At 69.8% G+C, this 24,973-nt stretch carries 26 protein-coding genes; 17 read left to right on the top strand and 9 right to left on the bottom strand.

The window, feature by feature from the left end; genetic code table 11:
- Positions 1–14 precede the first annotated feature (14 nt).
- The 5 genes from QSK30_RS23340 to QSK30_RS23360 are packed head-to-tail and all read right to left on the bottom strand — an operon-like array spanning position 15 to position 4,361.
- On the bottom strand, positions 15–1,868 hold the full coding sequence (locus QSK30_RS23340; RefSeq protein WP_285505799.1) for a CheR family methyltransferase: 1,854 nt from the start codon (positions 1,866–1,868) through the stop codon (positions 15–17).
- Between the two features lie 11 nt (positions 1,869–1,879).
- The gene (locus tag QSK30_RS23345; RefSeq protein ID WP_285505800.1) at positions 1,880–2,692 is read right to left on the bottom strand and encodes a chemotaxis protein CheB; all 813 of its coding nucleotides are present in this window, start codon (positions 2,690–2,692) and stop codon (positions 1,880–1,882) included.
- A 22-nt stretch (positions 2,693–2,714) separates the two neighbouring features.
- A complete protein-coding gene (locus QSK30_RS23350) occupies positions 2,715–3,383 on the bottom strand; it encodes a hypothetical protein (protein WP_285505801.1) in 669 nt (222 codons plus the stop codon).
- Between the two features lie 28 nt (positions 3,384–3,411).
- Positions 3,412–3,726 carry a DMT family transporter gene (locus QSK30_RS23355; RefSeq protein WP_285505802.1) on the bottom strand — a complete coding sequence of 105 codons (315 nt, stop codon included), beginning with the start codon at positions 3,724–3,726 and terminating at the stop codon, positions 3,412–3,414.
- Positions 3,723–4,361 (bottom strand): FMN-dependent NADH-azoreductase, encoded by a 639-nt coding sequence (locus QSK30_RS23360; protein ID WP_285505803.1) that lies wholly within the window; start codon positions 4,359–4,361, stop codon positions 3,723–3,725. The genes QSK30_RS23355 and QSK30_RS23360 overlap by 4 nt, the downstream gene beginning before the upstream one ends.
- A gap of 80 nt (positions 4,362–4,441) precedes the next feature.
- On the opposite strand from QSK30_RS23360, the gene QSK30_RS23365 reads away from it, so the two are divergent.
- Together QSK30_RS23365 and QSK30_RS23370 are read left to right on the top strand one after the other, a co-directional pair.
- The gene (locus QSK30_RS23365) at positions 4,442–5,020 is read left to right on the top strand and encodes a TetR/AcrR family transcriptional regulator (RefSeq protein ID WP_502871872.1); all 579 of its coding nucleotides are present in this window, start codon (positions 4,442–4,444) and stop codon (positions 5,018–5,020) included.
- Positions 5,021–5,166: 146 nt separating this feature from the next.
- Positions 5,167–5,970 (top strand): hypothetical protein, encoded by an 804-nt coding sequence (locus QSK30_RS23370; RefSeq protein WP_285505805.1) that lies wholly within the window; start codon positions 5,167–5,169, stop codon positions 5,968–5,970.
- Between the two features lie 61 nt (positions 5,971–6,031).
- On the opposite strand, the gene QSK30_RS23375 is transcribed toward QSK30_RS23370, so the two are convergent.
- On the bottom strand, positions 6,032–6,847 hold the full coding sequence (locus QSK30_RS23375; RefSeq protein WP_285505806.1) for an NAD(P)H-binding protein: 816 nt from the start codon (positions 6,845–6,847) through the stop codon (positions 6,032–6,034).
- Positions 6,848–6,931: 84 nt separating this feature from the next.
- Here QSK30_RS23375 and QSK30_RS23380 point away from each other — a divergent pair, with 84 nt between their 5' ends.
- From QSK30_RS23380 to QSK30_RS23395, 4 genes are all read left to right on the top strand, one after another.
- Entirely contained in the window at positions 6,932–7,618 is a 687-nt protein-coding gene (locus QSK30_RS23380) for an AraC family transcriptional regulator (RefSeq protein WP_285505807.1), read from the top strand.
- Between the two features lie 145 nt (positions 7,619–7,763).
- On the top strand, positions 7,764–10,397 hold the full coding sequence (gene lanL / locus QSK30_RS23385; protein ID WP_285505808.1) for a class IV lanthionine synthetase LanL: 2,634 nt from the start codon (positions 7,764–7,766) through the stop codon (positions 10,395–10,397).
- 41 nt (positions 10,398–10,438) lie between these two features.
- On the top strand, positions 10,439–10,573 hold the full coding sequence (locus QSK30_RS23390) for a hypothetical protein (RefSeq protein ID WP_285505809.1): 135 nt from the start codon (positions 10,439–10,441) through the stop codon (positions 10,571–10,573).
- A 137-nt stretch (positions 10,574–10,710) separates the two neighbouring features.
- Positions 10,711–11,322: a malonic semialdehyde reductase gene (locus QSK30_RS23395; RefSeq protein WP_285505810.1), complete on the top strand. Its 612-nt coding sequence runs from the start codon at positions 10,711–10,713 to the stop codon at positions 11,320–11,322.
- A gap of 61 nt (positions 11,323–11,383) precedes the next feature.
- Here the strand turns inward: QSK30_RS23395 and QSK30_RS23400 are convergent, their stop codons facing one another.
- Positions 11,384–12,811: an LVIVD repeat-containing protein gene (locus QSK30_RS23400; RefSeq protein WP_285505811.1), complete on the bottom strand. Its 1,428-nt coding sequence runs from the start codon at positions 12,809–12,811 to the stop codon at positions 11,384–11,386.
- A 165-nt stretch (positions 12,812–12,976) separates the two neighbouring features.
- On the opposite strand from QSK30_RS23400, the gene QSK30_RS23405 reads away from it, so the two are divergent.
- Together QSK30_RS23405 and thrS are read left to right on the top strand one after the other, a co-directional pair.
- A complete protein-coding gene (locus tag QSK30_RS23405; RefSeq protein WP_285505812.1) occupies positions 12,977–13,615 on the top strand; it encodes a DUF305 domain-containing protein in 639 nt (212 codons plus the stop codon).
- Positions 13,616–13,846: 231 nt separating this feature from the next.
- Complete coding sequence (gene thrS, locus QSK30_RS23410; protein WP_285505813.1) at positions 13,847–15,901, top strand: threonine--tRNA ligase; 2,055 nt, start codon at positions 13,847–13,849, stop codon at positions 15,899–15,901.
- Between the two features lie 850 nt (positions 15,902–16,751).
- On the opposite strand, the gene QSK30_RS23415 is transcribed toward thrS, so the two are convergent.
- Positions 16,752–17,195 (bottom strand): cupin domain-containing protein, encoded by a 444-nt coding sequence (locus QSK30_RS23415; protein WP_285505814.1) that lies wholly within the window; start codon positions 17,193–17,195, stop codon positions 16,752–16,754.
- 77 nt (positions 17,196–17,272) lie between these two features.
- On the opposite strand from QSK30_RS23415, the gene QSK30_RS23420 reads away from it, so the two are divergent.
- Positions 17,273–17,842: an HIT family protein gene (locus QSK30_RS23420; RefSeq protein WP_285505815.1), complete on the top strand. Its 570-nt coding sequence runs from the start codon at positions 17,273–17,275 to the stop codon at positions 17,840–17,842.
- 36 nt (positions 17,843–17,878) lie between these two features.
- Here the strand turns inward: QSK30_RS23420 and QSK30_RS23425 are convergent, their stop codons facing one another.
- Positions 17,879–18,436 carry a YceI family protein gene (locus QSK30_RS23425; RefSeq protein WP_285505816.1) on the bottom strand — a complete coding sequence of 186 codons (558 nt, stop codon included), beginning with the start codon at positions 18,434–18,436 and terminating at the stop codon, positions 17,879–17,881.
- A 102-nt stretch (positions 18,437–18,538) separates the two neighbouring features.
- Between QSK30_RS23425 and QSK30_RS23430 the strand changes: the two genes are divergently transcribed.
- From QSK30_RS23430 to QSK30_RS23465, 8 genes are all read left to right on the top strand, one after another.
- Positions 18,539–19,027 (top strand): MarR family winged helix-turn-helix transcriptional regulator, encoded by a 489-nt coding sequence (locus QSK30_RS23430; RefSeq protein WP_285505817.1) that lies wholly within the window; start codon positions 18,539–18,541, stop codon positions 19,025–19,027.
- A gap of 164 nt (positions 19,028–19,191) precedes the next feature.
- Entirely contained in the window at positions 19,192–19,800 is a 609-nt protein-coding gene (gene pgsA / locus QSK30_RS23435) for a phosphatidylinositol phosphate synthase (protein WP_285505818.1), read from the top strand.
- Positions 19,794–20,729 (top strand): phosphatidylinositol mannoside acyltransferase, encoded by a 936-nt coding sequence (locus QSK30_RS23440; RefSeq protein WP_285505825.1) that lies wholly within the window; start codon positions 19,794–19,796, stop codon positions 20,727–20,729. The genes pgsA and QSK30_RS23440 overlap by 7 nt, the downstream gene beginning before the upstream one ends.
- Positions 20,726–21,856: a glycosyltransferase family 4 protein gene (locus QSK30_RS23445; RefSeq protein WP_285505820.1), complete on the top strand. Its 1,131-nt coding sequence runs from the start codon at positions 20,726–20,728 to the stop codon at positions 21,854–21,856. The genes QSK30_RS23440 and QSK30_RS23445 overlap by 4 nt, the downstream gene beginning before the upstream one ends.
- Before the next feature lie 2 nt (positions 21,857–21,858).
- Positions 21,859–22,821: an NUDIX hydrolase gene (locus tag QSK30_RS23450; RefSeq protein WP_285505826.1), complete on the top strand. Its 963-nt coding sequence runs from the start codon at positions 21,859–21,861 to the stop codon at positions 22,819–22,821.
- Positions 22,822–23,394: 573 nt separating this feature from the next.
- Positions 23,395–23,874, top strand: coding sequence for a DinB family protein (locus QSK30_RS23455; RefSeq protein WP_285505821.1), 480 nt, complete (start codon positions 23,395–23,397; stop codon positions 23,872–23,874).
- Entirely contained in the window at positions 23,874–24,425 is a 552-nt protein-coding gene (locus QSK30_RS23460; protein ID WP_285505823.1) for a GNAT family N-acetyltransferase, read from the top strand. The genes QSK30_RS23455 and QSK30_RS23460 overlap by 1 nt, the downstream gene beginning before the upstream one ends.
- 16 nt (positions 24,426–24,441) lie before the next feature.
- Positions 24,442–24,822 (top strand): MmcQ/YjbR family DNA-binding protein, encoded by a 381-nt coding sequence (locus tag QSK30_RS23465; RefSeq protein ID WP_285505824.1) that lies wholly within the window; start codon positions 24,442–24,444, stop codon positions 24,820–24,822.
- Positions 24,823–24,973 lie beyond the last annotated feature (151 nt).

Consider the following 24,973-nt stretch of genomic DNA (forward strand, 5'->3'; position numbering starts at 1 on the left):
GGCGACCGCTACGACTAGACCCGGGCAGGCTCCATGACCAGGATCGCGCCCTCGACCGAACCGTTCGACCCGCGCAAGGTGGCCACCACGACGCGCACTCGCGTGTTCCGCCCGCGGCGGTCCACCGCGTCTATGTACAAGACCTCTTCATTCGTCGAGTCCGTCAGGGCGCTCTTCACCGCCATGCGCAGTTCGCCCACCGGTAGCCCGATGTCGAGGTTGAGCAGGTGCTCGCCGACCGCCTCGTCGCGGCGCAGGCCCCACATGTCCTCGGTGCCGCGGTTCCACACCCGCACGCGCATCTCCGGGTTGACCACCACCACTCCGGAGCGGATCGAGGTCAGGATCGACTCCATGAACGCGTTGAGCTCGTCGAGCTCGGTGCTGCGGTCGCGCAGCGTGTCGTTGATCGCCTGCAGCTCATCGTTGGTGGACTGGAGTTCTTCGTTCATCGTCTCCAGTTCCTCGTTGGTGGACTGGAGTTCCTCGTTCGTGGTCTCCAACTCCTCGACGGTGGACTGCAGCTCCTCGTTCGTGGTCTCCAGTTCCTCGTTCGTCGACTGGAGTTCCTCGTAGGCCGACTCCAACTGGCGGTTGGTGTGCTCGAGCTCGTCCAGCAGCTCGCGGGTGGCGCTGACGTCGTGGAAGGCGATGGTGACGCCCAGCAGGCCGTTGTCGGCGTTGACCAGCGGGTTGACGTGGATGTCGAGCCAGAGCGAGTCGCCGGGCGTGCGCGTCCACTCGACGTCGCGCACCCGCACCGCGCGGCGCTCGGCCTTCGCCTGTTCCACATAACCCCGCAGCTCCACCGGCCGGTAGGAGAGCTCCAGGTCGCGCAGCGCCTTCCCGATGTCCCGGCTCGACAGCCCGAACAGGTGCTCCGCCTGCTGGTTCACCAGCGCCAGGACCTCGTCGCCGGTGACCACGACCTGCGCCACCGGGCTCACCGAGAACGCCGACTCCCGCAGCTCGTCTACCCCGCTCACCTCGCCGGCGGGGTCGTGCGCGGCGGTCGGGGTCAGTTCGGCGCCTGCGCCTGTGGGCGTTCCCGCCGTCTTGCGGAACAGCCGCCGCTTCAGGTCCACCGCGTCGAAGATCCGGCTGTGCGAGAGCAGCATCTCGGCCTTGCCGAGGAACAGCAGACCGCGCGGGGCGAGCGCGAAGTGGAACCGGCGCAGGATCCGCGCCTGGGTCTCGGCGTTGAAGTACATCAGCGTGTTGCGGCAGACCAGCAGGTCGATCCGCGAGATCGGCGCGTCCTGCACCAGGTCGTTGCGGCCGAAGATCACCGAGCGGCGCAGGTCCTTGCGGAAGACGTACCGGTTGCCCTGCTGCTCGAAGTAGGTCCCCAGCTGCTCCTCGCTGAGCCCGCCGAGGTCGCCGTCGGCGTAGGCGGCCTGCCGGGCCTGGGTGAGCGCCTCGTCGTCGACATCGGTGGCGTAGATCTTGACCCGCTGCCGGAACCGCTCGGGGCCGAGCGCGTCGGCGAAGACCATGGCCAGGCTGTAGGCCTCCGGTCCGCTCGCGCAGCCCGCGCTCCACACCCGCAGCGGGTCGTCCGGACCGCGCTCGGCGAGCAGGGCCGGGATGGCGTCGGCGCGCAGGTGCTCCCAGGCCTCGGTGTCCCGGAAGAAGCTGGTGACGTTGATCAGGATGGTGTTGAACAGGGCTTCGAACTCGTCCGGGTTCACCTGGAGGAGGTCGATGTAGGCGTCGTAGTCGGCGATGCCCACCTGGCTCATCCGCCTGCGCACCCGGCGGGCGAGGCTGGTGCGCTTGTACCCGGTGAAGTCGAAACCGCGCGACTCCTTGAGATAGGCCAGGACGGCCTCGAAGCGGTCGTCCGAGTCGACCTGGTCCCCGTTCACGTTGACCGAGGCTAGTCCTCCGCCGGGGACACCAAGAACTCGCGCAGCACTCCCGCGGCGCTCGTCGACTCTTCGAGCGCGCGGTGGTGCAGGCCCGCTCGTCGCTCGTCGCCGCGTTCCTCCGCACGGCGCTGCATCTGCCGTGACAGGTTCGCCCGTTCGTCCAGACTGCGCACGGCGATCCACAACGCGCGCTCGAACGCGTCGCCTTGCGCGGCTGTCAGTGCTGCCGAGGTTGGCAGCGGGGTAGTCCTATCCGATTGCTCTTGCGTCAATTCGACAAGGCGGGCGCCCATTTCCGCGGCCGTCAACACCTCGACTCCGGGGATGGTGCGCACGGCGTACTCCGGCAGCGCGGGGAACTGCGCGTCAGCCGGGTCTTGTACGAGCATCGCCCCGCCTGCGTTGCGGATGGCGGAAAGGCCCGCGACACCGTCGCTACCGGCGCCCGACAGCAGAACCCCGATGACGCGCGCGCCCGCGGCGACGGCGGCTGAGCGGAACAGCGCGTCGACGGCGGGTCGGTGGCCGTTCTCGGCGGGGCCCTTGGTGAGCGCGAACCGCTCGGCCACGACCACCAGGTGGGTGCTGGGCGGGGCGACGTGGATCCGGCCGCGGCGCACGTTCATCCCCGGCCGCACGGCGACGGCGGGCAGGTCACCGCCGCGGTCGAGGATCTGGGCGAGGACGCTCGCGCCGCCCTCCGGGACGTGCAGCACGACCGCGACAGCGGCGGGGAGTGTCGCGGGCAGGCCCGCCACCAGCGTGCGCAGCGCCTCGACGCCACCGGCGGAGGCACCGACGACGATCAGGTCCCGGCCCACTCCCGCACAGTAAACCCGTCGGTCACCAGCCGCCGAAGTGTTCCGCGACGGCTTGGTCGTCGACCCCGCCCGCGCCGGTCCAGAAGCGCACGGGGTATTCCCACTCGCGCTTGAAGAACTCGGGCGGCTGGCGCTTGTTGGCGTCGTCGTTGGTGACGAACTCGCGCCAGTGGGCCTGGTGGTCGGGCACGCGGAGGATTCCCGCGTAGCCGAAGGTCTCCAACAGGATCATCCGCTGGAACTTGTTGGACGGGAACAGCCGGATGAGCGACTTCTGCAGCTCGGTGAGCTGCGCGCTGTCGGGCAGGGCGCGCAGCGCGGCGAGAATGGCGTGCAGGCACTCGATGTCGTCGTGGGAGGGGTCGGTGCGCGCGCGGTCGGGGAAGGTGATCAGGTCGGCGGCGGCGTAGGCGATCCCGGTGTGCCGGACCTGGTACGGGTAGGTGGCGACGCGGTCGTCGAGCTCGGCGTCCTCCGTAAGACCGCAGACCCCGCACTGGGTGGCGCTGTAATGCGCCGAGGGGGAGAACGCGTGCGCGGGGAGGTTCTTGAGCACCACGTAGCTGCCCCACGCCGAGCGCGCGGGCAAGTCGCGCTTGCTAAGACTGCCGACCCAGGCCGCGGCGACGTCAGCGTGATTGGTGCGCCGAGCGGCGTCGACCGCCTGGCGGATCACCTCATCGTGTCCCATGCGCGCGGATTAAAGCAGGTCACACGCCCTATGCGGTGGCCCGGGCCAGCATCACGCCGCCGACGATCAGCGCCAGAGCGGCTACCCGGCCTGCGGTTAGCGGGTCCTTGTTGACCAGCACGCCCACCGTGATCGTGCCTACCGCGCCGATGCCGGTGAACACCGCGTAGGCGGTGCCTACCGGGATGGTGTTCATCGCGCGCGACAACAGATATACCGCCCCCAGGCAGAGGACGATGCACAAGAGGGTCGGCAACGGTCGCGTGAAGTTCTCGGTCGGTTTGATGCTCAACGCCCAAGCCACTTCGACGATCCCGGCTGCCACCAGGGTCAGCCAGTTCATCGGCGAGCCATCTGCACGGCACGTTCCTCGGCCGCGGTGGCGGAGGCGCGGTGTTCGGCCTCCAGGTGCGCGATCACCGGGTCCACCAGCGTGTTGGTCAGCTCCGCGTGGACGAAGGTGACGTCCTCGACCGCGAAGTGGCCCGCGAAGAAGTCGCGGAGATACCGCTCGTGGTAGTCGAAGGGGGCGCGGGGCGTACCCGGCAGGTAAGAGCCACCGCGCGCGCCCATCACGAAGAACGAACGTCCTGCGAGGGACATGCGCGGGAAGGTGACTTGGTCCAGCCAGGTCTTCAGCGCGCCCGGTACCGAGTAGTTGTACATCGGGCAGCCGATCACCACCGCGTCCGCGGCGAGCAGTTCGGCTAAGAGCGGCTCGACGACCGACCACGCTTCTTGCTGCGCGGGAGTTCTTACCGCGCTCGGATAGTCCGCGGGCTGGGTGATGCCTTCGCGTAAGAGCGTGTCGCAGATCTGGGTCCACCCCTCACCGATCGGCGGCACCGGGTTGGCAGCGAGATCGCGGTAGGTGTGGGTGTTTCCGCCTTCGACCCAGGTTCGCGCGAACCGAGCCGTGAGGGCGCGCGAGAAAGACCTGGTGCGGGCGCTGGAGTCGAGCTGGAGGAGGTGCGGCATACCGGGCTCCTTAAGTGGACACTGTGTCCACATTAACGCCAACTGGACGCTCTGTCCACTTCATCGGTAGCGTGACCGCCGTGAACCTCCTGGACGACGACGCACCGCGTGAGCGGGCCGACGCGTCCAGGAACCGGGCCAAGGTGCTGGCGGCGGCCGAGGAGCTGTTCGCCACCCGCGGCGCCAAGAACGTGACCATGGACGACATCGCCAAGACCGCCGGTGTCGGCCGCGGGACGCTCTACCGCCGTTACCCGGACCGCGCGTCGATCGCCGTCGCGCTGCTGGACTCCCACGAGCGGGCGCTGCAGGAGGAACTCCTGCGCGGCGCCCCGCCCCTGGGCCCGGGCGCGCGCCCGGCCGACCGCCTCGGCGCGTTCTACGCCGCGATGGTCGACCTGCTGGACCGGCACATCCACCTCGCACTGGGGGTCGAGGTGGGTCATACCCGGTTCGCCACCGGGGCCTACGGGTTCTGGCGGGCGCACGTCCGGGCCCTGGTGGCCCACACCGAGGACCCGGACGCGCTGGTCGACGTCCTCTTGGCACCGTTGGCGCCGGAGGTGTTCCGGTACCAGCGAGAGGATCTCGGCCTGAGCGCGGACCGGATCACCGCGACCCTGCGCGCGCTTGCCCGCCAAGTGCTCGGGCCGTCCTAAGAGGGCTGCCGTCTTGCCGCAGCAGGTGTTTTGTCCCGGTAGGACGACCTTTCAGCCGGTGAGACCGCGTGCCGGTAACGGGGACCGGGCCTGCGGCGACCCCGGTGTCGAAGGGGCCCTTCCCCGGGGAGCAGAGCAGAGGAACCATGAGCGCGACACCCGAACTACGACAGCAGACCGGCACCTACTTCACCTTCCTGCTGCCCGCGGGCTGGACGGTGCAGGAGAACTCCAACCTGCTCTGCCTCAACTCCCCGGACCAGCAGGCGGCGATCATGACCGTCGGTCTGGTCGGGATGCTCCAGCCGTTCAGCCCGGACCAGTTCGTCGCGTACGCCATGCAGATGCAGGGGATCCCGGTTACCGCGTTCCACTCCGGTAGGCCGATCCCGCCCCCGCCCGGGGCGAGCGCGGCGGGCTTCTTCGAGCTGAGCTACGCGGCGGGACAGGTCATCTGCCACGGTGTCGCGGTCGCGAACGTGACGCACGGTTATGGACAGTGCAACGCCTCCATGACGCTCGCGGCCGCGCAGGCGCCGTCGTGGCCCGCGTACCGGGAGTGGCTGCCCGGGGTCGCCTCGCACGTTGCTCCCGCGGGGAGCCAGACGTACATGGCGGGCACGGTCGCGCGGCAGAACCTAGACAACTCGATAGCGCTAGGGGAGCGGTTCCACGCCGTTAACGACTACGGCCAGCGGCGGTGGCAAGAGGTCACCGACGATCGGTGGCGCTCCGACGAGCGCAACCAGTTCGCGTTCCGCGAGGCGTTGGGCAACGTGGACACCCGGGTCAACCCGTACGACAACAACCGCCCGATCGAGCTGAGCACCCAGTACCGCTTCTACTGGGTCAACCGGCAAGGCGAGATCCGCGGCAGCGACGACCCCAACTACGACCCCCGCGTCGGCTCCACCGACGACTGGGCCACCATGCCGCGCTACCAGCCGTGACCGTGTCCGCTGTGGCCGATCTGCGGTTACTGATCAGCCGTGACTGATCAGCGGTGACCGGTCAGCCGTGATCGAGGAAGGCTGACCGGTTGTCCCGCGCCCACTCCCGGAAGTGGCGCGCGGGCCTGCCGAGGATCTGCGGGAGGTCGTCGCTGAGCAGGGCGTTGCCGCCCGCGCGGATGTGCTCGTAGGCGGCGACGATCGCGGCCACGGTCTCCGGGTCGCGACCCGCCGCCCGCATCCGGTCGGCCACCGCGGCCGCGGGCGCGTCCGTCAGCCCGATCGGCCTGCCGATCTGCGCCGCCAGCTCGCGCACCACGGCGGGCAGGTCGAGCAGCTCCGGCCCGGTCAGCGTGACCACCCCGAGGTCCGTCCGCGTCAGCGCCACGACGGCCGCGGCGGCCACGTCGCGAGGGTCGACCACGCCCTGTTGCCCCGAGCCGGTCAGGTTGAGCACCGGTGTGCCCGTGCGGACGCTCGCCGCCCAGGCGAGCGCGTTCGACGCGTACCAGCTGGGCCGCAGTGCCGACCACGCCAGCCCGCTCTCGGCCAGCGCTCGCTCACCCGGCGCGTGCCACCCGCCCCCGGCTGCCGCCGACAGCTTCACCACCCGCCCCACCCCGCCCGCGCGAGCTGCTTCGATCATCGCCGAGTCGTGCGCGGGGATGTGTGCACCCGGGGCGGTGGCCAGGAAGACGGCATCGACGCCCACCACTGCGTGCTTGAGTGACTCGGGGTCGGTGAAGTCTGCCCGCACGCTGTCGCCGGGCAGGTGCTCGGGATTGCGAGCCATGGCGCGCACGGGCACACCCTGTTCGTTGAGCTGCCGCACGACCTCACCGCCGATGGTGCCTGTGGCACCGGTAACCAGGATCATGGGTCTTAGCCTCCTGAGAAGCCCTTGCGGCGGATAGGAAATTTCGGCAACAGTGCTCCCCGCGCGAATCGGCTAGCGTGCGTTGTGCCCATTGACCGCGTCGAGACGGTTTTCCTCGACCCCGGACGGCCGCTGATCCACCTCCCCGACCCGGCGACCACGCTGGTCTGGCGGACCGCGGACGAGGAAGTCCTGGTGGTCGGCCCTCGCACGCACGCGACCTACCACCACGGCAAGGAGCTCCCGCCGTGCGTCCGGATGCGCCTGCGGCTCGGCCGAACAGTCGCTGTCCTGGGCGTGCCCGCCGTCGAGCTGGTGGATCGGGTCGTCCCACTCTCGGAGTTGTGGGGCCGCGATCGCATCACCGGTTTGGGCGGTCTGTCTGCTACCTCGGGTCGCGCGCGTATAGAGGCCGCGTTGCGCGCACGCGCGAATTCCGCGCAAGAGAACGCTGTACTCGTCCACCGCGCGGCCTCTGCGCTGGCGCGGCACACAGAGGTGCCGGCGGTCGCGCGAGGGCTCGGCGTGAGCGAGCGGCGTCTCCGGGACCTCTTCACAGTTAACGTCGGCTTGTCGCCTAAGAGGTTCGCTTCGCTCTCTCGGATAAGGCGTGTCCTGTCAGCCTTCCACCGCGAACCCCTGGCCGATCTGGCCGTCGCCAACGGCTTCTACGACCAGTCGCACATGGGGGCTGACTTCCGCAGGCTGATGCGCGTCACCCCCACGGCCTTCCGCGCGGGGCGGCTGCCCACGACCACCTGCACCGGGTAACCGCGCAATCCTTTCGGCGGATTGGGTGGTGCCCGACCGGGTGTTATGTTCGGCGTCGTTTGATTAACGGCTTGTTTCAAGACTATTTTGTAGGCCTGGTGGCCACTCGTCGGTTACGCCATTCGCGATGACTGGGGCGATTGTGATGAGCCAAGAGGATGCCGAGTTACTCGCCGACTGCGCGGGCGCCGTGCTCGCGCGGCACGAGCCGGACTCCTGGCGGCACCACGTCGACGACCACTGGCACTACGTCCTGCCGGTCGAGCACCAAGCCCGGGAGCAGGGCTGGAAGCTGCACGTCCCCGCCACTCCGCTCTCGGCGTTCCTCGTGCTCGCCCGTTCGATCGAAGTCCTTGCCGCGCACCGGTGCGCGTTCAAGTTCCCCAGCAGGATGCGCAGGCTGCACGAACTGGTCGGCCCCAACGCCGACCGCAAGGCGGCGGGCAAGTTCCTCACCGTCTACCCGAACGACGACGACCACGCCCGCGCGGTGGCCGAGGACCTGCACAACGCCACTCTCGGCCTACCCGGGCAGTGGATCCTGACCGATCGCCGGTTCCGCGCGCACTCGCAGGTCTTCTACCGCTACGGCGCATTCACCCCGGAGCAGGTACTCACCAACGACGGCGAGTACCGCGCGGTGCTGCGCAAACCGGACGGCACAACGGTTTCCGACCAACGCGGAGTAGGCCAGGTTGCCCCCGATTGGGTGAGCGACCCATTCCATGACGACACAGCGCCACCAACTGTCCCCCAATCGGTGCTGATCGGCGGACGTTTCCGGGTGCGCGAGGCCATTCGGCAGAGCAACCGCGGCGGCGTCTACGTAGCCACCGACCCCGACGGAGCCGACCTCATCCTCAAGCGCTTCCGCGAGCACACCGGCGCCGCCGTGGACGGCAGTGACTCCCGCACCCGCGCGCGGGCCGAGGCCCGGCTGCTCGGCGTGCTCGGCCCGAGCGGCGCCTCGCCGCGGTTCATCGACATCTTCACTTCCGGCACGGACATCTTCGTCGCGCAGGAACGGATCGACGGCATCCCGCTGCGCCGGTTCGTCGCCCGCGAGCAGCGGCCGACCGCGGCGGGTGGACTGGGCCTGGACCCCGCGCTCGCGCTCGACTTCGCGCGGCAACTGGTCGAGCTGCTCGGCAAGGTGCACGCGGCGGGCTATGTACTCGGCGACCTCACCCCGAACAACCTCTTGGTGACGCCCGACCGGCGGCTGGTGCTGATCGACCTGGAGTCCGCGCTGCGGCCCACCGACGTCGCCCCCCGCCTGCTCACGCCGGGCTACGCCCCGCCCGAGGAGGAGGGCCGCACGCGGACGGTCGCCATCGGGCCCGCGCCAGCCGCGGACCTCTACGGCCTGGGCGCCACGCTGTTCTACCTGGCCTCCGGCGAACACCCGCCCGCCTGCAAGGGAACCCGCCTGTCCGCGATGATCCGGCTGATGGCCGACCGCGGTCCTGCGGCCGCCGCGCTGGCTCCCCTGATCACCGAGCTGATCGCCCAAGATCCCGACCAACGTCCCGGCCTCGACGCCGTGCGCACGGCCCTGGACGCGCCCGCACCGCTGCCGCCGCGGCCCGAACTGCCCACTGTGGACAACCTGGTCGAGGACATGCTCGCCGAGGTCGTGCAGACGGCCGATCCGTCGGCGCGGTTCCTGTGGCGCAACTCGGAGACCGCCAGCCGTTATGACCCGTGTTCGGTACACGTGGGCGCGCCTGGGGTGCTCTTAGTGCTATGTCAGGCTCTTAGGGCTGGTATCGAGGTAGCCGAAACAGTGCAATTGGCCGCGCAGTGGACCGTGCGCAGGCTGCCAGAGGAGCCGCGGGTGCTACCCGGCTTGCTCTTCGGTCGCGCGGGCACTGCGGTGAGTCTCTATGAGGCCGGCGACCTCTTAGGCGACGACGACGTTCGTGCCGCGGGGCTGGACTTGGCCCGCCGACTACCCACGACGTGGAACGTGCCGGACGTGTTCCACGGCGTGGCGGGCGCGGGGCTCGCCTTGCTGAACTTGTGGCGGCGCGCGGGTGCCGACGACTTGCTGGCACGGGCGCGCGAGTGCGCGGACGGCCTGGTCGGCGGTGGTCCGATGTGGACGGCCACCGGTGACTTCGCCCTGGCGGGCAAGCCGCACTGGGGCTTCGCGCACGGCACGGCGGGCATCGGCACGTTCATGCTGGAAGTCGCGTCCGCCACCGGTGACGAGCGGTACCTGGTGGTGGCGAACGAGTGCGCCCGGGCGCTCGCCGAGGTCGCGATCATCGACGGAGCCGCGGCGTTCTGGCCCAGCGGTGAGGACGACGAGGCAGCTGACACGGTCCGCCTGACCGGCTTCTGCAGCGGCGCGACCGGCGTGGGCGGCTTCTTCCTGCGGCACTGGGCGGTCACGGGGGAGGCGCGCTCGCGGGAACTGGCCGAGGCCGCCGCGGTCGCCGTGCGGTGCGCGAACTGGACCTCCCCGCCGCTGTGGTGCCACGGCCTCGCCACCGACGGCGACTTCCTCCTCGACTGTGCCGAGCTGCTGGGCTCCGGGTCACAGGGCCTTGGGGCGCAAGCGGACTACCGGTCCTGGGCAGCCGACACCGCCGAGGTGATCACCGCCCGGGCCGTCCGCAGGCGCGGTCGCCTGCTCACCCCCGACGACACCGGCGACGTGGTCGCCTCCTTCGCCAACGGCCACGTCGGCGCGCTGTCCTTCCTGCTGCGCCTGCGCCACGGCGGTGACCGCCCCCTGTTCCCCGTCCACACCCGGGACTCCGTCCCAGCGTGAACGCCGAGTCCCGGCCCGAACCCGGAAAGGAGGTGTCCCCCATGGACCTGACCGTCAGCGACCTCGACCTGATGCCCGCCGCGGAGCAGACCGGCGACGAGCCGCAGCTCATCTCGAGCTGCTGCAGCCACTGCTTCTCCTCGTTGATGCTCCTCACCAACGGTTGCGAGTGGTGAGTTCTCGCCAAGCCCACACCGCCCGCGGCCGAGGGCGGTGTGGGTGCTGTGACCCACGCCATGACCGCGCCCGAAATAGTCAAACCCTCAATCAAGTTGAGCGGGAGGTAACGCCACATCGCCACGGGAGCCACCAGATGACCACGACCCAGGTGCCCACCGCCCTCCGCCTCGACGCGGCGAGCCAGGACCTGCTCTTCCGCGCGGCCCGCACCGCCAACGCCTTCAGTGCCGAACCGGTCACCGAGGAGCAGGTGCGCGCCGTCTACGACCTGGTCAAGTGGGCGCCCACGGCGATGAACTCGCAGCCGCTGCGGGTCGTGCTCGTGCGCTCGGCCGAGGGCCGGGAGCGGCTGGTCAAGCACCTGTCGCCGGGCAACCAGGCCAAGACGGCCACCGCCCCGCTGACCGCGATCCTGGCGGCCGACGTGGACTTCCACGAGCACCTGCCCGCCGTCTTCCCGCACGTCCCGAACGCCAAGGACTCCTTCGCCGACGAGACCCGGCGCGGCGACACCGCCCGGTTCAACGCGCTGCTCCAGGTCGGCTACTTCATCCTCGGCGTGCGCGCCGCGGGCCTGGCCGCTGGGCCGATGGCCGGGTTCGACGCCGCGGGCCTCGACGCCGAGTTCTTCCCGGAGGGGCGCCTGCGCTCTCTTGTGGTGGTCAACATCGGTAACCCTGCCGAGGACTCGTCGTTCCCGCGCAACCCGCGCCTTGAGTACGAGCAGGTAGTGCGCACGGTCTAAGACGACCAAAGGCCCCGCTCCGAACGGAGCGGGGCCTTCGCCGTTAAAGCCGTTAGAGCACTCAGCCGGTGTAAGACGACTGGGTTTGCACGTTCAGCTCAGTCCACTTGTGCGACTTCGCCGGGTCGGTCCGCGGGTCGTTGATCTCCAGGACGTCGAAGCCCTTGCCCAGGTCCGAGGCGTAGATGAAGCCGTTGTAGTAGTACGACGACCACACGCCACCGCTCTCGGCCGAGTTGGCCGCCGGGCCGCGCTCGAAGAACCCGATGGTCTCCGGGTGCGCCGAGTTGGTGAAGTCGACGATCTGCACGCCGCCCATGTACCAGGCCTGCACCATCACGTCGCGGCCCGCGAGCGGGAGCAGCGAGCCGTTGTGCGCGACGCAGTTCTCCGCGTCGGTCTGGTAGCGGTCGATCTTGAAGAAGCTGCGGAACTCCAGCAGGCGGCCGTCGCCGCGGCCGGTGATGTCGTAGACGCCGTCCGCGCCGCGGGTCGGGCCGATCTTGGCGTTGCACGTCGCCGCGCCGCCGCCGCCCAGCTCGTCGGTGAAGATGACCTTGGTGCCCGCGTTGTTGAACGTCGCCGAGTGCCAGAACGCGAAGTGCTCGTCGTCCTGCACGCGGCTGATCACCCGCGGCTTCTCCCGGTCGGCGATGTCGATCAGCACGCCGTCGCCCATGCAGGCGCCCGCCGCCAGGTTCTTCGACGGGTAGACGGTGATGTCGTGGCAGCCGCTGGTGGCGGTCACGTAGCCGGTGTCGACGGTGCCCGGCGTGCCCGGGTTGCCGCCGTCGGGGAACAGGTTCGGCGTCGCGATCAGCTCGGCGGCGGCCGGGGTCTTGATCGGCACCTTGATGATCGAGATCTTGTCGTGCGGCGGCTGGCACTTGGCGATGTTGGTCGCCGGGGAGTACGAGGACACGTAGATGTAGACGTCCTTGCCGCGCTTGTCCGGCACGAGCGTGTGCGTGTGCGACCCGCACGCGGTCTCGATGGCCTTGACGTAGCGCGGGTTCTTCTTGTCGCTGATGTCGAAGATCTTCATGCCCTCCCAGTACGGCAGCGTGCCGTCGTTCTGGGCGACCGAGGAGCAGGAGTTGTCACTGCGCCGCGAGTCGGTGGACAGGAAGAGCAGGTTGCCGCTGACCGAGACGTCGTTCTGCGAGCCGGGGCAGAGCACCTGGCTGGCGATCTTGGGCTGGCGCGGGTTGGCGATGTCGTAGATGGTGAAACCGAGGTAGTTGCCCGCGATGGCGTAGTCGCCGGTGAACGCGAGGTCGGTTCCGGTGGACCCGGTGCCCTTGAGCGGGGCGGTGGCCGGGATGTTCGCGATGTGCTTGACGTTCGGGCTCGTGACGATCTCGTCCGGTGCGGGGAACGGGCCCTGCGCGGACGCCGAGGGCACCCCCAGGAGCGCGGAGACGGTGATCGCCGCAGCGCCGAGGACGACGGTCGAGACCGCACGCCCGCGACGTCGGGATGAAGGCACGCTGCGTACCCCTCTCGTGGAGTCGGGAATTCGCAGTATGACTCCTTGATCCGACCGCTACCAGGGCTTTACGTTGCTTCTTTTCACCACTTGCCGCCGCTCTGTTGCCACCCGGCCCGGCCGGGTAGGTTCGGTGGGCGAGAGACCGGGTGAGGGGTGGCGGGGATGGCGGTTCGGTGGGCGCTGGTCGGGGCGTTTGGGCTGGTCGTGGGGGTCGGGCTGGGGGCCTGCTCGGCCGAGCCGACGCCGACGCCCAACCCGGTCGTGCAACCCGGGAAACCGGGGGAGCCGAACAAGACCCTCTCCGCGGAGGAGGCGGCGGCCGGGGTGCCGGTGGTGCCGCCGAACGACGCCGACTTCGACTACGCGGAAATGATGATCATGCATCACCAGCAGGCGGTCGAGATGACCGCGCTGGCCGCGACGCGGGCGGTGAACACCTCGGTCAAGGGGCTGGCCAGCCGGATCGCCGACACCCAGCGGCCCGAGATCGACATGATGAACACCTGGTTGGAGCGTAATGGCCGGGCAAAGGTGGACCCCGCGCACGCGGGGCACCACATGCACATGACGATGCCCGGCATCGCCACCCCGGAGCAGCTGGCCGACCTGGCGGCGGCGACCGGGCCCGCGTTCGACGCGCTGTTCCTGCAGCTGATGATCAAGCACCACGAGGGCGCGGTCGAGATGGCGCACGTGGTGCAGAAGGACGGCTCGGACATCAAGGTGCAGGAGATGGCCGACCACGTCATCGCCGAGCAGACCGACGAGATCAAGCGGATGCACACGATGCTCGCCGCTTGACCTCTCCTTGCCCCCGGTTGTCCACAGCCCTGGGTGCTCGTGGCCCGGTGGACGTCGGGGAACGGCCGTCGCCCGATTAGCACGGTCCGGTGTTCGCGGTCGGATCCCGTCCACAGTCCGCCGGGTTGTCCACAGCCGGGAAACCGGGGAGCGGGTGCCGCGGGCGGCTCGATAGCATCCCTGGTGTCGAGGTCACCGCAGGTGTGACCACCCGAGCACCGAGGAGCAACCGTGTCCCAGCCGCAGCCCGCAGCCGTCGCGCCCCCCACGAACGTGGTGGTGCAGGCGGGCACCACCGCGGGCGCCGCCGTCCGCGAGGCGGGGCTGCCCGGCAAGGGCCCGGACGCGGTCGTCGTCGTGCGCGACCCGGAGGGCAGGCTGCGCGACCTGTCCTGGACCCCCTCGGTCGACGTCACGGTCGAGCCGGTCGCCGCCGACACCGAGGACGGCCGCGCGGTCATCCGGCACTCGTGCGCGCACGTGCTCGCCCAGGCCGTGCAGCAGCAGTTCCCCGAGGCCAAGCTCGGCATCGGCCCGCCGGTGCGCGACGGCTTCTACTACGACTTCGCCGTCGAGCGCCCGTTCACCCCCGAGGACCTGCAGGCGCTGGAGAAGCGCATGAAGCAGATCGTCAAGGGCGCGCAGCGGTTCTCCCGCCGCGTGGTCGACTCGGTGGACGCGGCCAAGCAGGAGCTCGCCGCCGAGCCGTTCAAGCTGGAGCTGGTCGACATCAAGAGCGACGTCGACGACCCCGAGGTGATGGAGGTCGGCGGCGGCGAGCTGACCATCTACGACAACCTCGACCCGCGCAGCGGCGAGCAGGTCTGGGGCGACTTGTGCCGGGGCCCGCACGTGCCCACCACCAAGCACATCCCCGCCTTCAAGCTCACCAGGGTGGCCGCCGCCTACTGGCGCGGCGACCAGAACAACCAGCAGCTCCAGCGCGTGTACGGCACCGCGTGGGAGTCCCAGGAGGCGCTCGACCGCCACCTGGAGCTGCTCGCCGAGGCAGAACGCCGCGACCACCGGCGGCTGGGCACCGAGCTGGACCTGTTCAGCTTCCCGGACGAGATCGGCTCCGGCCTCGCGGTGTTCCACCCCAAGGGCGGCATCGTCCGCCGGGCGATGGAGGACTACTCGCGCCGCAGGCACGAGGAAGAGGGCTACGAGTTCGTCTACTCCCCGCACATCACCAAGGGCACGCTGTTCGAGACCTCGGGCCACCTAGACTGGTACCGCGACGGCATGTACCCGGCGATGCACCTGGACGCCGAGTACGACGCCGACGGCAAGGTCCGCAAGCCGGGCCAGGACTACTACCTCAAGCCGATGAACTGCCCGTTCCACGACCTGATCTTCCGCTCCCGCGGCCGCTCCTACCGCGAGCTCCCGCTGCGCATGTTCGAGTTCGGCTCGGTGTACCGGTACGAGAAGTCCGGCGTCGTGCACGGCCTGACCCGCGTGCGCGGGATGACGCAGGACGACGCGCACATCTTCTGCACCCCGGAGCAGGTCCAGGACGAGCTGAAGTCCCTGCTGTCCTTCGTGCTCAACCTGCTCCGCGACTACGGCCTGGACGACTTCTACCTGGAGCTGTCCACCCGCAACGACGAGAAGTACGTCGGCTCCGACGAGGTCTGGGAGAAGGCCACCGAGTCGTTGCGGGTCGCCGCCCAGGAATCCGGCCTCGACCTGGTCCCCGACCCCGGCGGCGCCGCCTTCTACGGTCCCAAGATCTCGGTCCAGGCCCGCGACGCCCTCGGCCGCACCTGGCAGATGTCGACCATCCAGGTCGACTTCAACCTCCCCGAGCGCTTCGAACTCGAGTACACCGCCAACGACGGTTCCCGCCAGCGCCCGGTCATGATCCACCGCGCCCTGTTCGGTTCCATCGAACGCTTCTTCGGCGTCCTCACCGAGCACTACGCGGGCGCCTTCCCGGTCTGGCTCGCCCCGGTCCAGGTGGTCGGCATCCCGATCGCCGAGGACCACGTCGACCACCTGCTCGAGGTCGCGAAGTCCCTGCGCACCAAGGCGATCCGGGTCGAGGTCGACACCTCCGACGACCGCATGCAGAAGAAGATCCGCAACCACACCCTGCAGAAGGTCCCGTTCCTCCTGGTGGCAGGCGCCAACGACGTCGAAGCCAACGCCGTCTCCTTCCGCTTCCGCGACGGCTCCCAGCTCAACGGCATCCCGGTCCCAACCGCGATCGACGCCATCCACAACTGGATCACCCGTCGCGACAACACCTCCCCGAACGCGGAAACCTTCTCGGCGGAGTAGGGCGAAGAAGAGTGCCAGCCGGGCGCGGGTCAATGGCCACGCGTCCGGCTGGGGCAGGGGAGCGCTGGGGCAGGAAAAGTGGGCAGGGGAGTGGCCAGGCGACATTGCCTTCCTGGAAGGGAAGCTGTGGACTCGCGCTCGCTAAGAACGTGGGCGAATTCCGGACCCGCTTATTCTTGTCCGAGCCCAAGCCTTGCTGGAACGTCACAGAGCCCTGTTGGTTCGAGGCTGGGGCCCAAGCTCCGCTGGAACGCGACAGAATCCCAACCCCGCTGGAACGCAACACCCGCCACCCTTGTGCTCGATTTGCTGGACTCGCTTCGTGTGGGGGAGGAGTACCGCTAAACTTGCCGTGTGGTGGGGATGCCCTTCACCCGCCCTTTTTTCGCCACCGCGGTGCTCTAGGGGCCCCGCGCGAAGTGAGTTCAGTGAATCGAGCCTGCGTCTTAGTCGGGCAACCTGTATGGGCTACGCTCGGCCAATAAAAGTAGCCCATACAGGTTGCCCAAGTTAAGAGCGGGGCTCGATCTAGTGAACTCCCTTTGCGCGGGGCCCCGAGAGCACCGCGGTGGCGAAAAAAGGGCGGGTGAAGGGCATCCCCACCACACGGCAAGTTTAGCGGTACTCCTCCCCCACACAAAGGGAGTCCACTAGATCGAGCATTCGTAGCGGGGCCGGCGGTTCCAGCGGGAATGGTTGTGGGCAAAGCGGAAGAACGAGAGCAGCATCGGCTCAGGGCGGCAGGGCGGCAGGGCGGCAGGGCGGCAGGGCGGCAGGGCGGCAGGGCGGCAGGGCGGCAGGGCGGCAGGGCGGCAGGGCGGCAGGGCGGGTGTTGTGTTGCCGGGCCTGGTCAGGCTGGGGTGGTGGCGAACTTGGCTCGCAGTCTGTTCAGTGTCTCCGCGTCCGGTGTCTCACCGGTGCGGACCAGTTCGTCGATCAGTCGGAAGTAGTCCTCGTATCCCGCCGGTGTGAAGGTCACGATGCAGGTCGCCGAGTGCTCCGAGGTATTCCGGAAGCCGTGTGCTTCGCCGCGTGGGACGGAGACCACGCCGCCCGCTGCCACGTCGCGTGCCAGGCCCGGTGCGTCGAAGGTGATCACGCCGTTGGTGACCACGAAGTCCTCCTCGTGGCCGTGGTGCACGTGCGGTGCCGCGCCGATCGCTCCCGGTGGTAGGACCTGCTCGACCACCGCCAGTCGTCCGCCGGTGTCCGCTCCGGACAGCAGTACGCGGTAGGTGCCCGACACGGCGCTCAGGGTCTCGGTGTCGGACGGGTCCTTGATCAGCAGGCTCACGCCCTGATCCTAGGAATCCTCGCAGGTCGGCGACCAGGGCCAATCCGAACCGGGTGGCCGCCACTAGGATCGTCGGCATGGCCGCCTTCGTGCGCTCCGAGGAGCCTGAACTCGTCCCGCAGGACGGGGTCGGGATCCCCGACGCCCTCCAGCGACTCTGGACCCCGCACCGGATGGCCTACATCCGTGGGGAGGGCAAGCCGGACGGGGACGACCAGGAGGGGTGCCCCTTCTGCGGGCTGGTGGAGCTCGACGACGCCGACGCGTTGATCGTGGCGCGGGGGGAGACCGTCTACGCGGTGCTCAACCTCTACCCGTACAACCCCGGTCACCTGATGGTGGTGCCGTACCGGCACGTCGCGGACTACACCGACCTCACCGTGGCCGAGACCGACGAGCTGGCCCGGTTCACCCAGCACGCGATGCGGGTCGCCCGGAAGGTGGCCGCGCCGCACGGGTTCAACATCGGGATGAACCAGGGCGTGGTGGCGGGCGCGGGCATCGCCGCCCACCTGCACCAGCACCTGGTGCCCCGGTGGGGCGGCGACGCCAACTTCATGCCCGTGGTGGGCCACACCAAGGTGCTTCCCCAGCTCCTCGGCGAGACCCGGGCACTGCTCGCGGGCGCCTGGGGGCACCCCGACTAGTGCCCGACTAGTGCCCGGCTGGTGCGCAACCAGTGCTCAGCCCTGGCGCAGCACGGCCTCGATCTCGACGTGGATGCCGATCTTGTCGCCGACCACCGCGATGCCGTTCTGCACGCCCTCGAAGTTGACGCCGAAGTCCCGGCGGTTGATCTCGGTGGTGCCGGAGAAGCCGACCCGGGTGCCGCCGTAGGGGTCCGGGCCGAAGCCGTTGAGCTCGAAGTGCAGCGGCACGGTCTTGGTGACGCCCTTGAGGGTGAGCTCGCCGTCGAGGACGTAGCCGTCACCGGACTCGCGCACGCCGGTCGCGGTGTAGGTCAGCGCCGGGTAGGTCTCCACCTCGAAGAAGTCGGCCGACTTCAGGTGGCCGTCGCGCTGGGCGTTGTGGGTGTTGATCGAGTCCAGGGCGACGCTGACCTCGACGCTCGCCGCGGCCGGGTCCTCGGTGGTCACCAGGTGGCCGGTGACGTTGTCGAACCGCCCCTTGACCTTGCTGACGACCATGTGGCGCACGGTGAAACCGACCTCGGAGTGCACCGGGTCGATGTCCCAGGTGCCCGCCACGAAGCCGGGGAGCTGGGTGAGTGCGACGGTCATGCTGCTCTCCTCACAAGTAGTTGAGCGCTTGGTCATTGCGCGCTCAACAGCGAAGGTACACGCATCAGGTTGAGAGTTCAACAAAGCGGTAGACTGTCGGTCATGGACGACACGCGCTGGCTCACCGAGGCCGAACAGGAGGTGTGGCGCACCTTCATCACGATGCTGGGCGCCCTGGTCGACACCCTCGACAAGCAGCTGCAACGCGACTCCGCGCTGCCCTACACCTACTACGAGATCCTGGTCGTGCTCTCGCACGCCCCCGACCGGTCCCTGCGGATGAGTGAGCTCGCGGGTCTGCGCGGGTCCTCACGCAGCAGGCTGTCGCACGCCGTCGCCCGGTTGGAGTCGGCGGGCTGGGTCGAGCGTCGTGAGTGTCCCACGGACAAGCGCGGCTCGCTGGCGGTTCTCACCGACAAGGGGTTCGAGGTGCTGGCCGCGGCCGCCCCCGGCCACGTCACCGCCGTCCGCGAGGCGATCTTCGACCGGTTGAGCCCCGAGCAGGTGCGCGAGCTGGGCCGGATCAGCGCCACCGTGCTCGACGGCCTCGACCCCGGCCAGTGCCTCCCGGGCTCCCGCGAGCTCGGCTGAGCACCGCCCGACCAGCGGACTCCGCCCGGTTCACTGTGGTGCGACCAGGGCGGGTGCGGCCGGTGCGGACCGCGGGCCGGGGTGCTGGCGCCAGGACCGGCGTGGGCAGCGGTTACGCTGCCCGGGCCAGGTCGTCCCGCCCGTTAGGTGCGTTCCACAGCCCCATGCTGAACATCTTCGCCCGTGCCTCCGTCTCGCGCGTCACCGACCCGATCGGGGCGTGGCTGGTCCGCTTGCGCCTCACCCCCAACGCCATCACCGTGTTCGGCACGGCGGGCGCTGTCGCGGGCGCGCTGTGGCTCTTCCCCACCGGTCACCTGCTCGCGGGCACCTTCGTGGTGTGGGGTTTCGCCATGTTCGACCTGCTCGACGGCGCCATGGCCCGCGCACTCGGCGGTGGCACGCGCTACGGCGCGGTCCTCGACGCCACCTGCGACCGGATCGCCGACGGCGCCCTGTTCTGCGGCATCACCTGGTACCTGTTCGACACCGCCGACCGCGGCACCGTCGTGGCGGCGCTCATCTGCCTGGTGCTCGCCCAGGTGATCTCCTACGTCAAGGCCCGCGCCGAGGCCTCCGGGCTCGACGCGGACGGCGGCCTGGTCGAGCGCGCCGAGCGGCTGATCATCACCCTGGTCGGCTCGGGCCTGACCGGCCTCGGGGTGACCTCCGCGCTCACCGTGGCGCTGTGGCTGCTGGCCGTCGGGTCTGTGATCACCGTCTTCCAGCGCCTGCTCGCGGTGCGCCGCTCGGCGCTGCGGGAGTTATCGTGAACTGGGGCGACCGCGTGGCCGCGACCGGCTACGGGCTGGGCTGGCAACTCGTGCGCGCCCTCCCGCACGGTGTCGGGCGCACCCTCTTCCGCGCGGGCGCCGACCTCGCCGCGCGGCGCGAGGGCGACGGCGTCCAGCAGTTGCGCACCAACCTCGCCCGGGTGGTCCCGCAAGCGGGCCCCGCGGAGTTGGACGACCTCGTGCGCCAAGCCATGCGCTCTTACGCCAGGTACTGGCTAGAGGCGTTCCGACTGCCCTCTATGGACGCCAAAGCCGTCTACGCCGAGATCGACGCGACGATGACCGGCAAGGAGTACATCAGCGCCGCCCTCGCCGAGGGCAACGGCGTCGTGCTCGCCCTCCCACACACCGGCAACTACGACGCCGCGGGTGTGTGGCTGGTCGGCGAACACGGTCGGTTCACCACCGTCGCCGAACGGCTGAAGCCCGAGTCGGTGTACGAGAAGTTCGTTGCCTACCGCGAGTCACTGGGCTTCGAGATCCTGCCCGCCACCGGCGGCAAGAACCCGGCCGTGGTGCTGGCCGAGCGGCTGCGCGGCAACGGCCTGGTCTGCCTGCTCGCCGACCGCGACCTCACCCCGGCGGGCATCCCGGTCACCTTCTTCGGCGAGCGCACCCGGATGCCCGCGGGCCCGGCCTACCTCGCCGCCCGCACCGGCGCGGCGCTGCTGCCCGCCGGGCTGTGGTTCACCGACGACGGCTGGGGCCTGCGGATCCACCCGCCGGTCAAGGTCGACGGGGTGCGCGGGATCGCGGTGGCCACCCAGGCGCTGGCCGACGTGCTCGCCGCGGACATCGCCACCCACCCGGCCGACTGGCACATGCTGCAGAAGTTGTGGATCTCGGACCTGTCGGCCGAGCGCCAGGCTGCGCTGGCCTCCAGGGAGGAACCCCGGAGGCGGCGGTGAGGGTCGGCGTCGTCTGCCCGTACTCCCTCGACGTCCCGGGCGGGGTGCAGGCGCACGTGCTCGACCTGGCCCGGGCGCTGCGCGGCCTGGGCCACGACGTCGAGGTGCTCGCCCCGGCCGACGAGGACACCCCGCTGCCGGACTACGTCCACCCCGCCGGGCGCGCGCTGGGCATCCCGTACAACGGCTCGGTGGCCCGGCTCTCGTTCGGCCCGGTCTCCTACACCCGGGTGCGCCGGTGGATCCGCGAGCACGACTTCGACGTGCTGCACCTGCACGAACCCACCGCGCCGAGCCTGTCCATGCTGGCGCTGATGATCGCCGACGGGCCGATCGTGGCCACCTTCCACACCTCCACGCCGCGCTCGCGCACGCTGAGCGCGTTCCAGCTCGTGCTCCAGCCGTTCCTGGAGAAGGTGACCGCGCGGATCGCGGTGTCCGCGCTGGCCAGGCGCGTCCAGGTGGAACACCTGGGCGGCGACGCGGTCGAGATCCCCAACGGTGTCGACGTCGGGCTGTTCCGCGACGCGACACCGCTGGACGGCTACCCGCGCCCGGGCGGGACGGTGGGGTTCGTCGGCCGCTACGACGAACCGCGCAAGGGCATGCCGATCCTGCTGGGCGCCCTGCGGCGGCTCGCCGACGAGCTGCCCGACCTGCGGTTGCTCGTGGTCGGCCGCGGCGACGAGACCGACCTGCGCCGCGCGGCGGGACCGGCGCTGGCCGAACGCATCGATCTCCTCGGCCAGGCCGACGACGCGGAGAAGGCCCGCATGCTCAGCAGCGTCGACGCCTACTGCGCCCCCAACCTCGGCGGCGAGAGCTTCGGGATCATCCTCACCGAGGCGATGGCGGCGGGCGCCGCCGTGGTCGCCAGCGACCTCGACGCCTTCCGCCGAGTCCTCGACGACGGCCGCGCGGGCGTGCTCACCCCGGTCGGCGACCCCGACGGCCTGGCCGACGGCCTCCGCACCGTCCTCACCGACCCGTCACGGCGCGCGACCTTGATCGCCGAAGGTGAGCGCCGAGTAGCCACTTTCGACTGGTCCGTGGTGGCGACCCAGGTACTCCGCGTCTACGAACAGGCGATGGCGGCCAACCCACGCGGCGTGAGCGAGGTCCCGTGACCATGTGGATCGTGGTGGTGGCGTTCGGGCTCCTGGTACTGGTCGGCACCTGGCTCGTCAGCGTTGCCAACCGCCTGGACCGCCTGCACGTCCGCACCGACGCCGCCTGGGCCGCCCTCGACGCGGCCCTGGCCAGGCGCGCCGTCGTGGCCCGCACGGTCGCGGGCGTGATCGACCCCGACCCGGGCGACCGCCTGCGCGTCCTGGCCGAACGCGCCGAACACGCCGCCCGACCCGACCGCGAGACCGCCGAGAACGCCCTGACCCGCGAACTGTCCGCAGTGGACAGACGAGGGATCGCACTGGCCCTGGTCACCGAACTCGTCGACGCCGAACAGCGAGTGGTCATCGCCCGCCGCGTCCACGGCGACGCAGTCCGCGACACCCTGGCCCTACGCCGCCGCCGCGCCGTCCGCTGGCTCAAACTGGCAGGCACCGCGCCGCGACCGGAGTACCTCGAGATCGCCGAACCCGACCTGTCCGAGGAATCCCCACGCCCCCGGCCCTCGGCCAGGGTGGTCCTCCTGGACAGCGAAGACCGAGTACTCCTCTTCCGCGGCCACGACCCCGCCCGCTCCGACGAGAGCTTCTGGTTCACCGCGGGCGGCGGCGTCGAACCGGGCGAGGACCTGCGCACAGCCGCCTCCCGCGAACTCCGGGAAGAAACAGGAATCGACCTCCCCGCCACAGACCTCGTAGGCCCGATCTGGCGCAGACGCGTCGTCTTCAGCTTCGCAAACCGCAGCTACGACGGCGAAGAATGGTTCTTCCTGGCCCACCTACCACAGGGATCCACGGTGGACACGGCAGGATTCACCGACCTGGAACGCGAGACAATCGCAGAACACCGCTGGTGGACAGCCAAAGAACTGCAAGAAACAAAGGAAACAATCTACCCGGTGCAATTGGCCGACCTAATGGCCAACACATCCACCTGGGACGGCATCCTCCGCCCGGTCCGCTGACAGCACGCACCACGAAGCGCTCCCAACAAACCGCAACCGCCCGCCCTGCCTTGACGCGCCCCACCCCCAGCCAACGTGCTTCCCCAGCCCAACCAGCTCGACCCAGCCCAGCCCAGCTCGCCCGGCCCACCCCCCTCTCAACCGCAGCTGATAGGCCGACCACGCTGGTTCATGACAAGATCCCGACCCCGCTGGTTCCGCAGCGGCAGGCCGACCCCGCTGGTTCCGCCGGCCCCGCTACGGATGCTCGATCTAGTGGACTCGCTTCGTGTGGGGGGAGAGCACCGCTAAACTTGCCGGTGGTGGGGAATGCCCTTCACCCGCCCTTTTTTCACCACCGCGGTGCTCTAGGGGCCCCACACGAAGTGAGTTCACTAGATCGAGCCCCGCTCGAAACCCGGGCAACGAAGACGGCAACCCCCGACGCACGTCCTCGAGCCCACGCTCGCAACTCGCGCAACGAAGACGGCAGCGCTCAAACGAGCCCTAGATCCAGCCCCCGCCCTCGGCCACCAAAGCCGGCAGCAAGAGCACCAGCACGACATTGTCGTACCCCGATGAGACCATCAGACCATGACCGACCGCCCGACTCCGCCGCTCAACGCCGACGAGCGGACCACTCTCGTGGGTTGGCTCGACTTCTACCGGGCCACCCTCGTCCTCAAGTGCCAGGGTCTCACCGACGAGCAGCTGCGCACGCCGGCGGCCCCGCCGTCCAGCCTCACGCTGCTCGGCCTGGTCCAGCACCTCACCCACGTCGAGCGGACCTGGTTCACCGGTGTGCTCACCGAGGACCAGGACCCCGACGGCCACGACGGTGGGTTCGAGGTCGCCGAGGACGCCTCCTGGGAGATCGCGCATGCCCGTTGGCAGGCCGAAGTCGCTGTGTCCCGGGCCAACGCCGCCGATCGGGCGCTCGACCAGACCAGTCCGTTCATGGGTGCCGAGGTCACGCTGCGCTGGGTGTACGCGCACATGATCGGTGAGTACGCCCGGCACAACGGCCATGCCGACCTGTTGCGCGAGCGGCTCGACGGGGCCACCGGTGTGTGATGGCCGAGTCCTTCCCACCCTGGCCCAGCCCGCCGCCCGCGTCCGGGTCGATCGTCTTGCGCGCCTTCACCGACGACGACGTCCACCTCGCCCTCGCCCTCGGTGCGGACCCGTACGTCCCGCACATCGGCACCCTGCCCGCCCACCCGACCCGGGAACAGGCCGCGGACTGGGTGCGCAGGCAGCGGGAGCGCTACACCGAGAGGACCGGTCTGTCGTTCGCGGTGGCTGACGCCGCGACCGATCGGGCCGTCGGGACAGCCGGGCTATCGCTGCGGACCATGGCCACCGGCCGGGCGAACGCGGGCTACGCGGTCCCCCTCGCCCATCGTGGGCGTGGTGTCGCGAGCAGCGCGTTGCGGGCGTTGACGGCGTTCGCGTGGACCATCCCCGAACTGCACCGGCTGGAGCTGAACATCGAACCGTGGAACCACGGGTCCGTCCGGGTCGCGGAGAGCGCGGGGTACGAGCGCGAGGGCCTGCTGCGCAGCTACCAGGAGATCAACGGCGTGCGCCGGGACATGCTGCTCTATGCGACGATTCGACCGTGACACCCTGGGGGCGACAGTGACTGTGGACAGTGACGACTTCTTACGCATGGTGGCCGCGCTGCCGGACACCCAGCGCGCGGACGGCGGCCAGTACAGCTCCTTCTCGGTGCGCGGCAAGCGCTTCGGCTACTACTGGCCGCGCACGCAGACCGTCGGGCTGAAGCAGACCCTGTCCGAGCAGCGGGCCTTGGTCGCCGAGCGCCCGGACGTCTTCGAGGAGCAGTTCACCGCGGGCGGCTTCGGCTGGGTGGTGGTCTACCTGGAGGGCGTCGACACCCAGGAGCTCTCCGAACTGGTCTTCGAGGCCTGGCGCCTCTCCGCCCCCGACGACCTCGTCGCCCAGACCCCCGACCCGGCCGACCAGCCCCGCCGGAAACGCGGCCGAGCGCGGTCGTGACCGGGTCCGTCGGGTGCCGGGCGACTAGGGCCTGTATCGAAGTCATCTCGGGCTGTTTGAGCTGGAGTTGGTGCTGTTGGGCGTGTCGGTGGTCGACATGGGTGAGGTCTCCGGTAGTTGGTTCGTCGACCAAGAAGAACCTGAGCACCAC

It is taken from the genome of Actinokineospora sp. NBRC 105648 (genome assembly GCF_030269645.1).
In the GTDB taxonomy this organism is placed as follows: Bacteria; Actinomycetota; Actinomycetes; order Mycobacteriales; family Pseudonocardiaceae; genus Actinokineospora.

Excerpts from the sequence above, each read along its gene's own strand:
- QSK30_RS23375 (WP_285505806.1), bottom strand. The coding sequence starts at position 6,847 with ATGATCCTGGTTACCGGTGCCACAGGCACCATCGGCGGTGAGGTCGTG.
- QSK30_RS23390 (WP_285505809.1), top strand. The coding sequence starts at position 10,439 with ATGGACCTGACCGTCAGCGACCTCGACCTGATGCCCGCCGCGGAGCAG.
- QSK30_RS23455 (WP_285505821.1), top strand. The coding sequence starts at position 23,395 with ATGACCGACCGCCCGACTCCGCCGCTCAACGCCGACGAGCGGACCACT.
- QSK30_RS23460 (WP_285505823.1), top strand. The coding sequence starts at position 23,874 with ATGGCCGAGTCCTTCCCACCCTGGCCCAGCCCGCCGCCCGCGTCCGGG.
- QSK30_RS23430 (WP_285505817.1), top strand. The coding sequence starts at position 18,539 with ATGGACGACACGCGCTGGCTCACCGAGGCCGAACAGGAGGTGTGGCGC.
- QSK30_RS23420 (WP_285505815.1), top strand. The coding sequence starts at position 17,273 with ATGGCCGCCTTCGTGCGCTCCGAGGAGCCTGAACTCGTCCCGCAGGAC.
- QSK30_RS23355 (WP_285505802.1), bottom strand. The coding sequence starts at position 3,726 with ATGAACTGGCTGACCCTGGTGGCAGCCGGGATCGTCGAAGTGGCTTGG.
- QSK30_RS23405 (WP_285505812.1), top strand. The coding sequence starts at position 12,977 with ATGGCGGTTCGGTGGGCGCTGGTCGGGGCGTTTGGGCTGGTCGTGGGG.
- lanL (WP_285505808.1), top strand. The coding sequence starts at position 7,764 with ATGAGCCAAGAGGATGCCGAGTTACTCGCCGACTGCGCGGGCGCCGTG.
- QSK30_RS23450 (WP_285505826.1), top strand. The coding sequence starts at position 21,859 with ATGTGGATCGTGGTGGTGGCGTTCGGGCTCCTGGTACTGGTCGGCACC.
- pgsA (WP_285505818.1), top strand. The coding sequence starts at position 19,192 with ATGCTGAACATCTTCGCCCGTGCCTCCGTCTCGCGCGTCACCGACCCG.
- QSK30_RS23370 (WP_285505805.1), top strand. The coding sequence starts at position 5,167 with ATGAGCGCGACACCCGAACTACGACAGCAGACCGGCACCTACTTCACC.
- QSK30_RS23360 (WP_285505803.1), bottom strand. The coding sequence starts at position 4,361 with ATGCCGCACCTCCTCCAGCTCGACTCCAGCGCCCGCACCAGGTCTTTC.
- QSK30_RS23425 (WP_285505816.1), bottom strand. The coding sequence starts at position 18,436 with ATGACCGTCGCACTCACCCAGCTCCCCGGCTTCGTGGCGGGCACCTGG.
- QSK30_RS23350 (WP_285505801.1), bottom strand. The coding sequence starts at position 3,383 with ATGGGACACGATGAGGTGATCCGCCAGGCGGTCGACGCCGCTCGGCGC.
- QSK30_RS23395 (WP_285505810.1), top strand. The coding sequence starts at position 10,711 with ATGACCACGACCCAGGTGCCCACCGCCCTCCGCCTCGACGCGGCGAGC.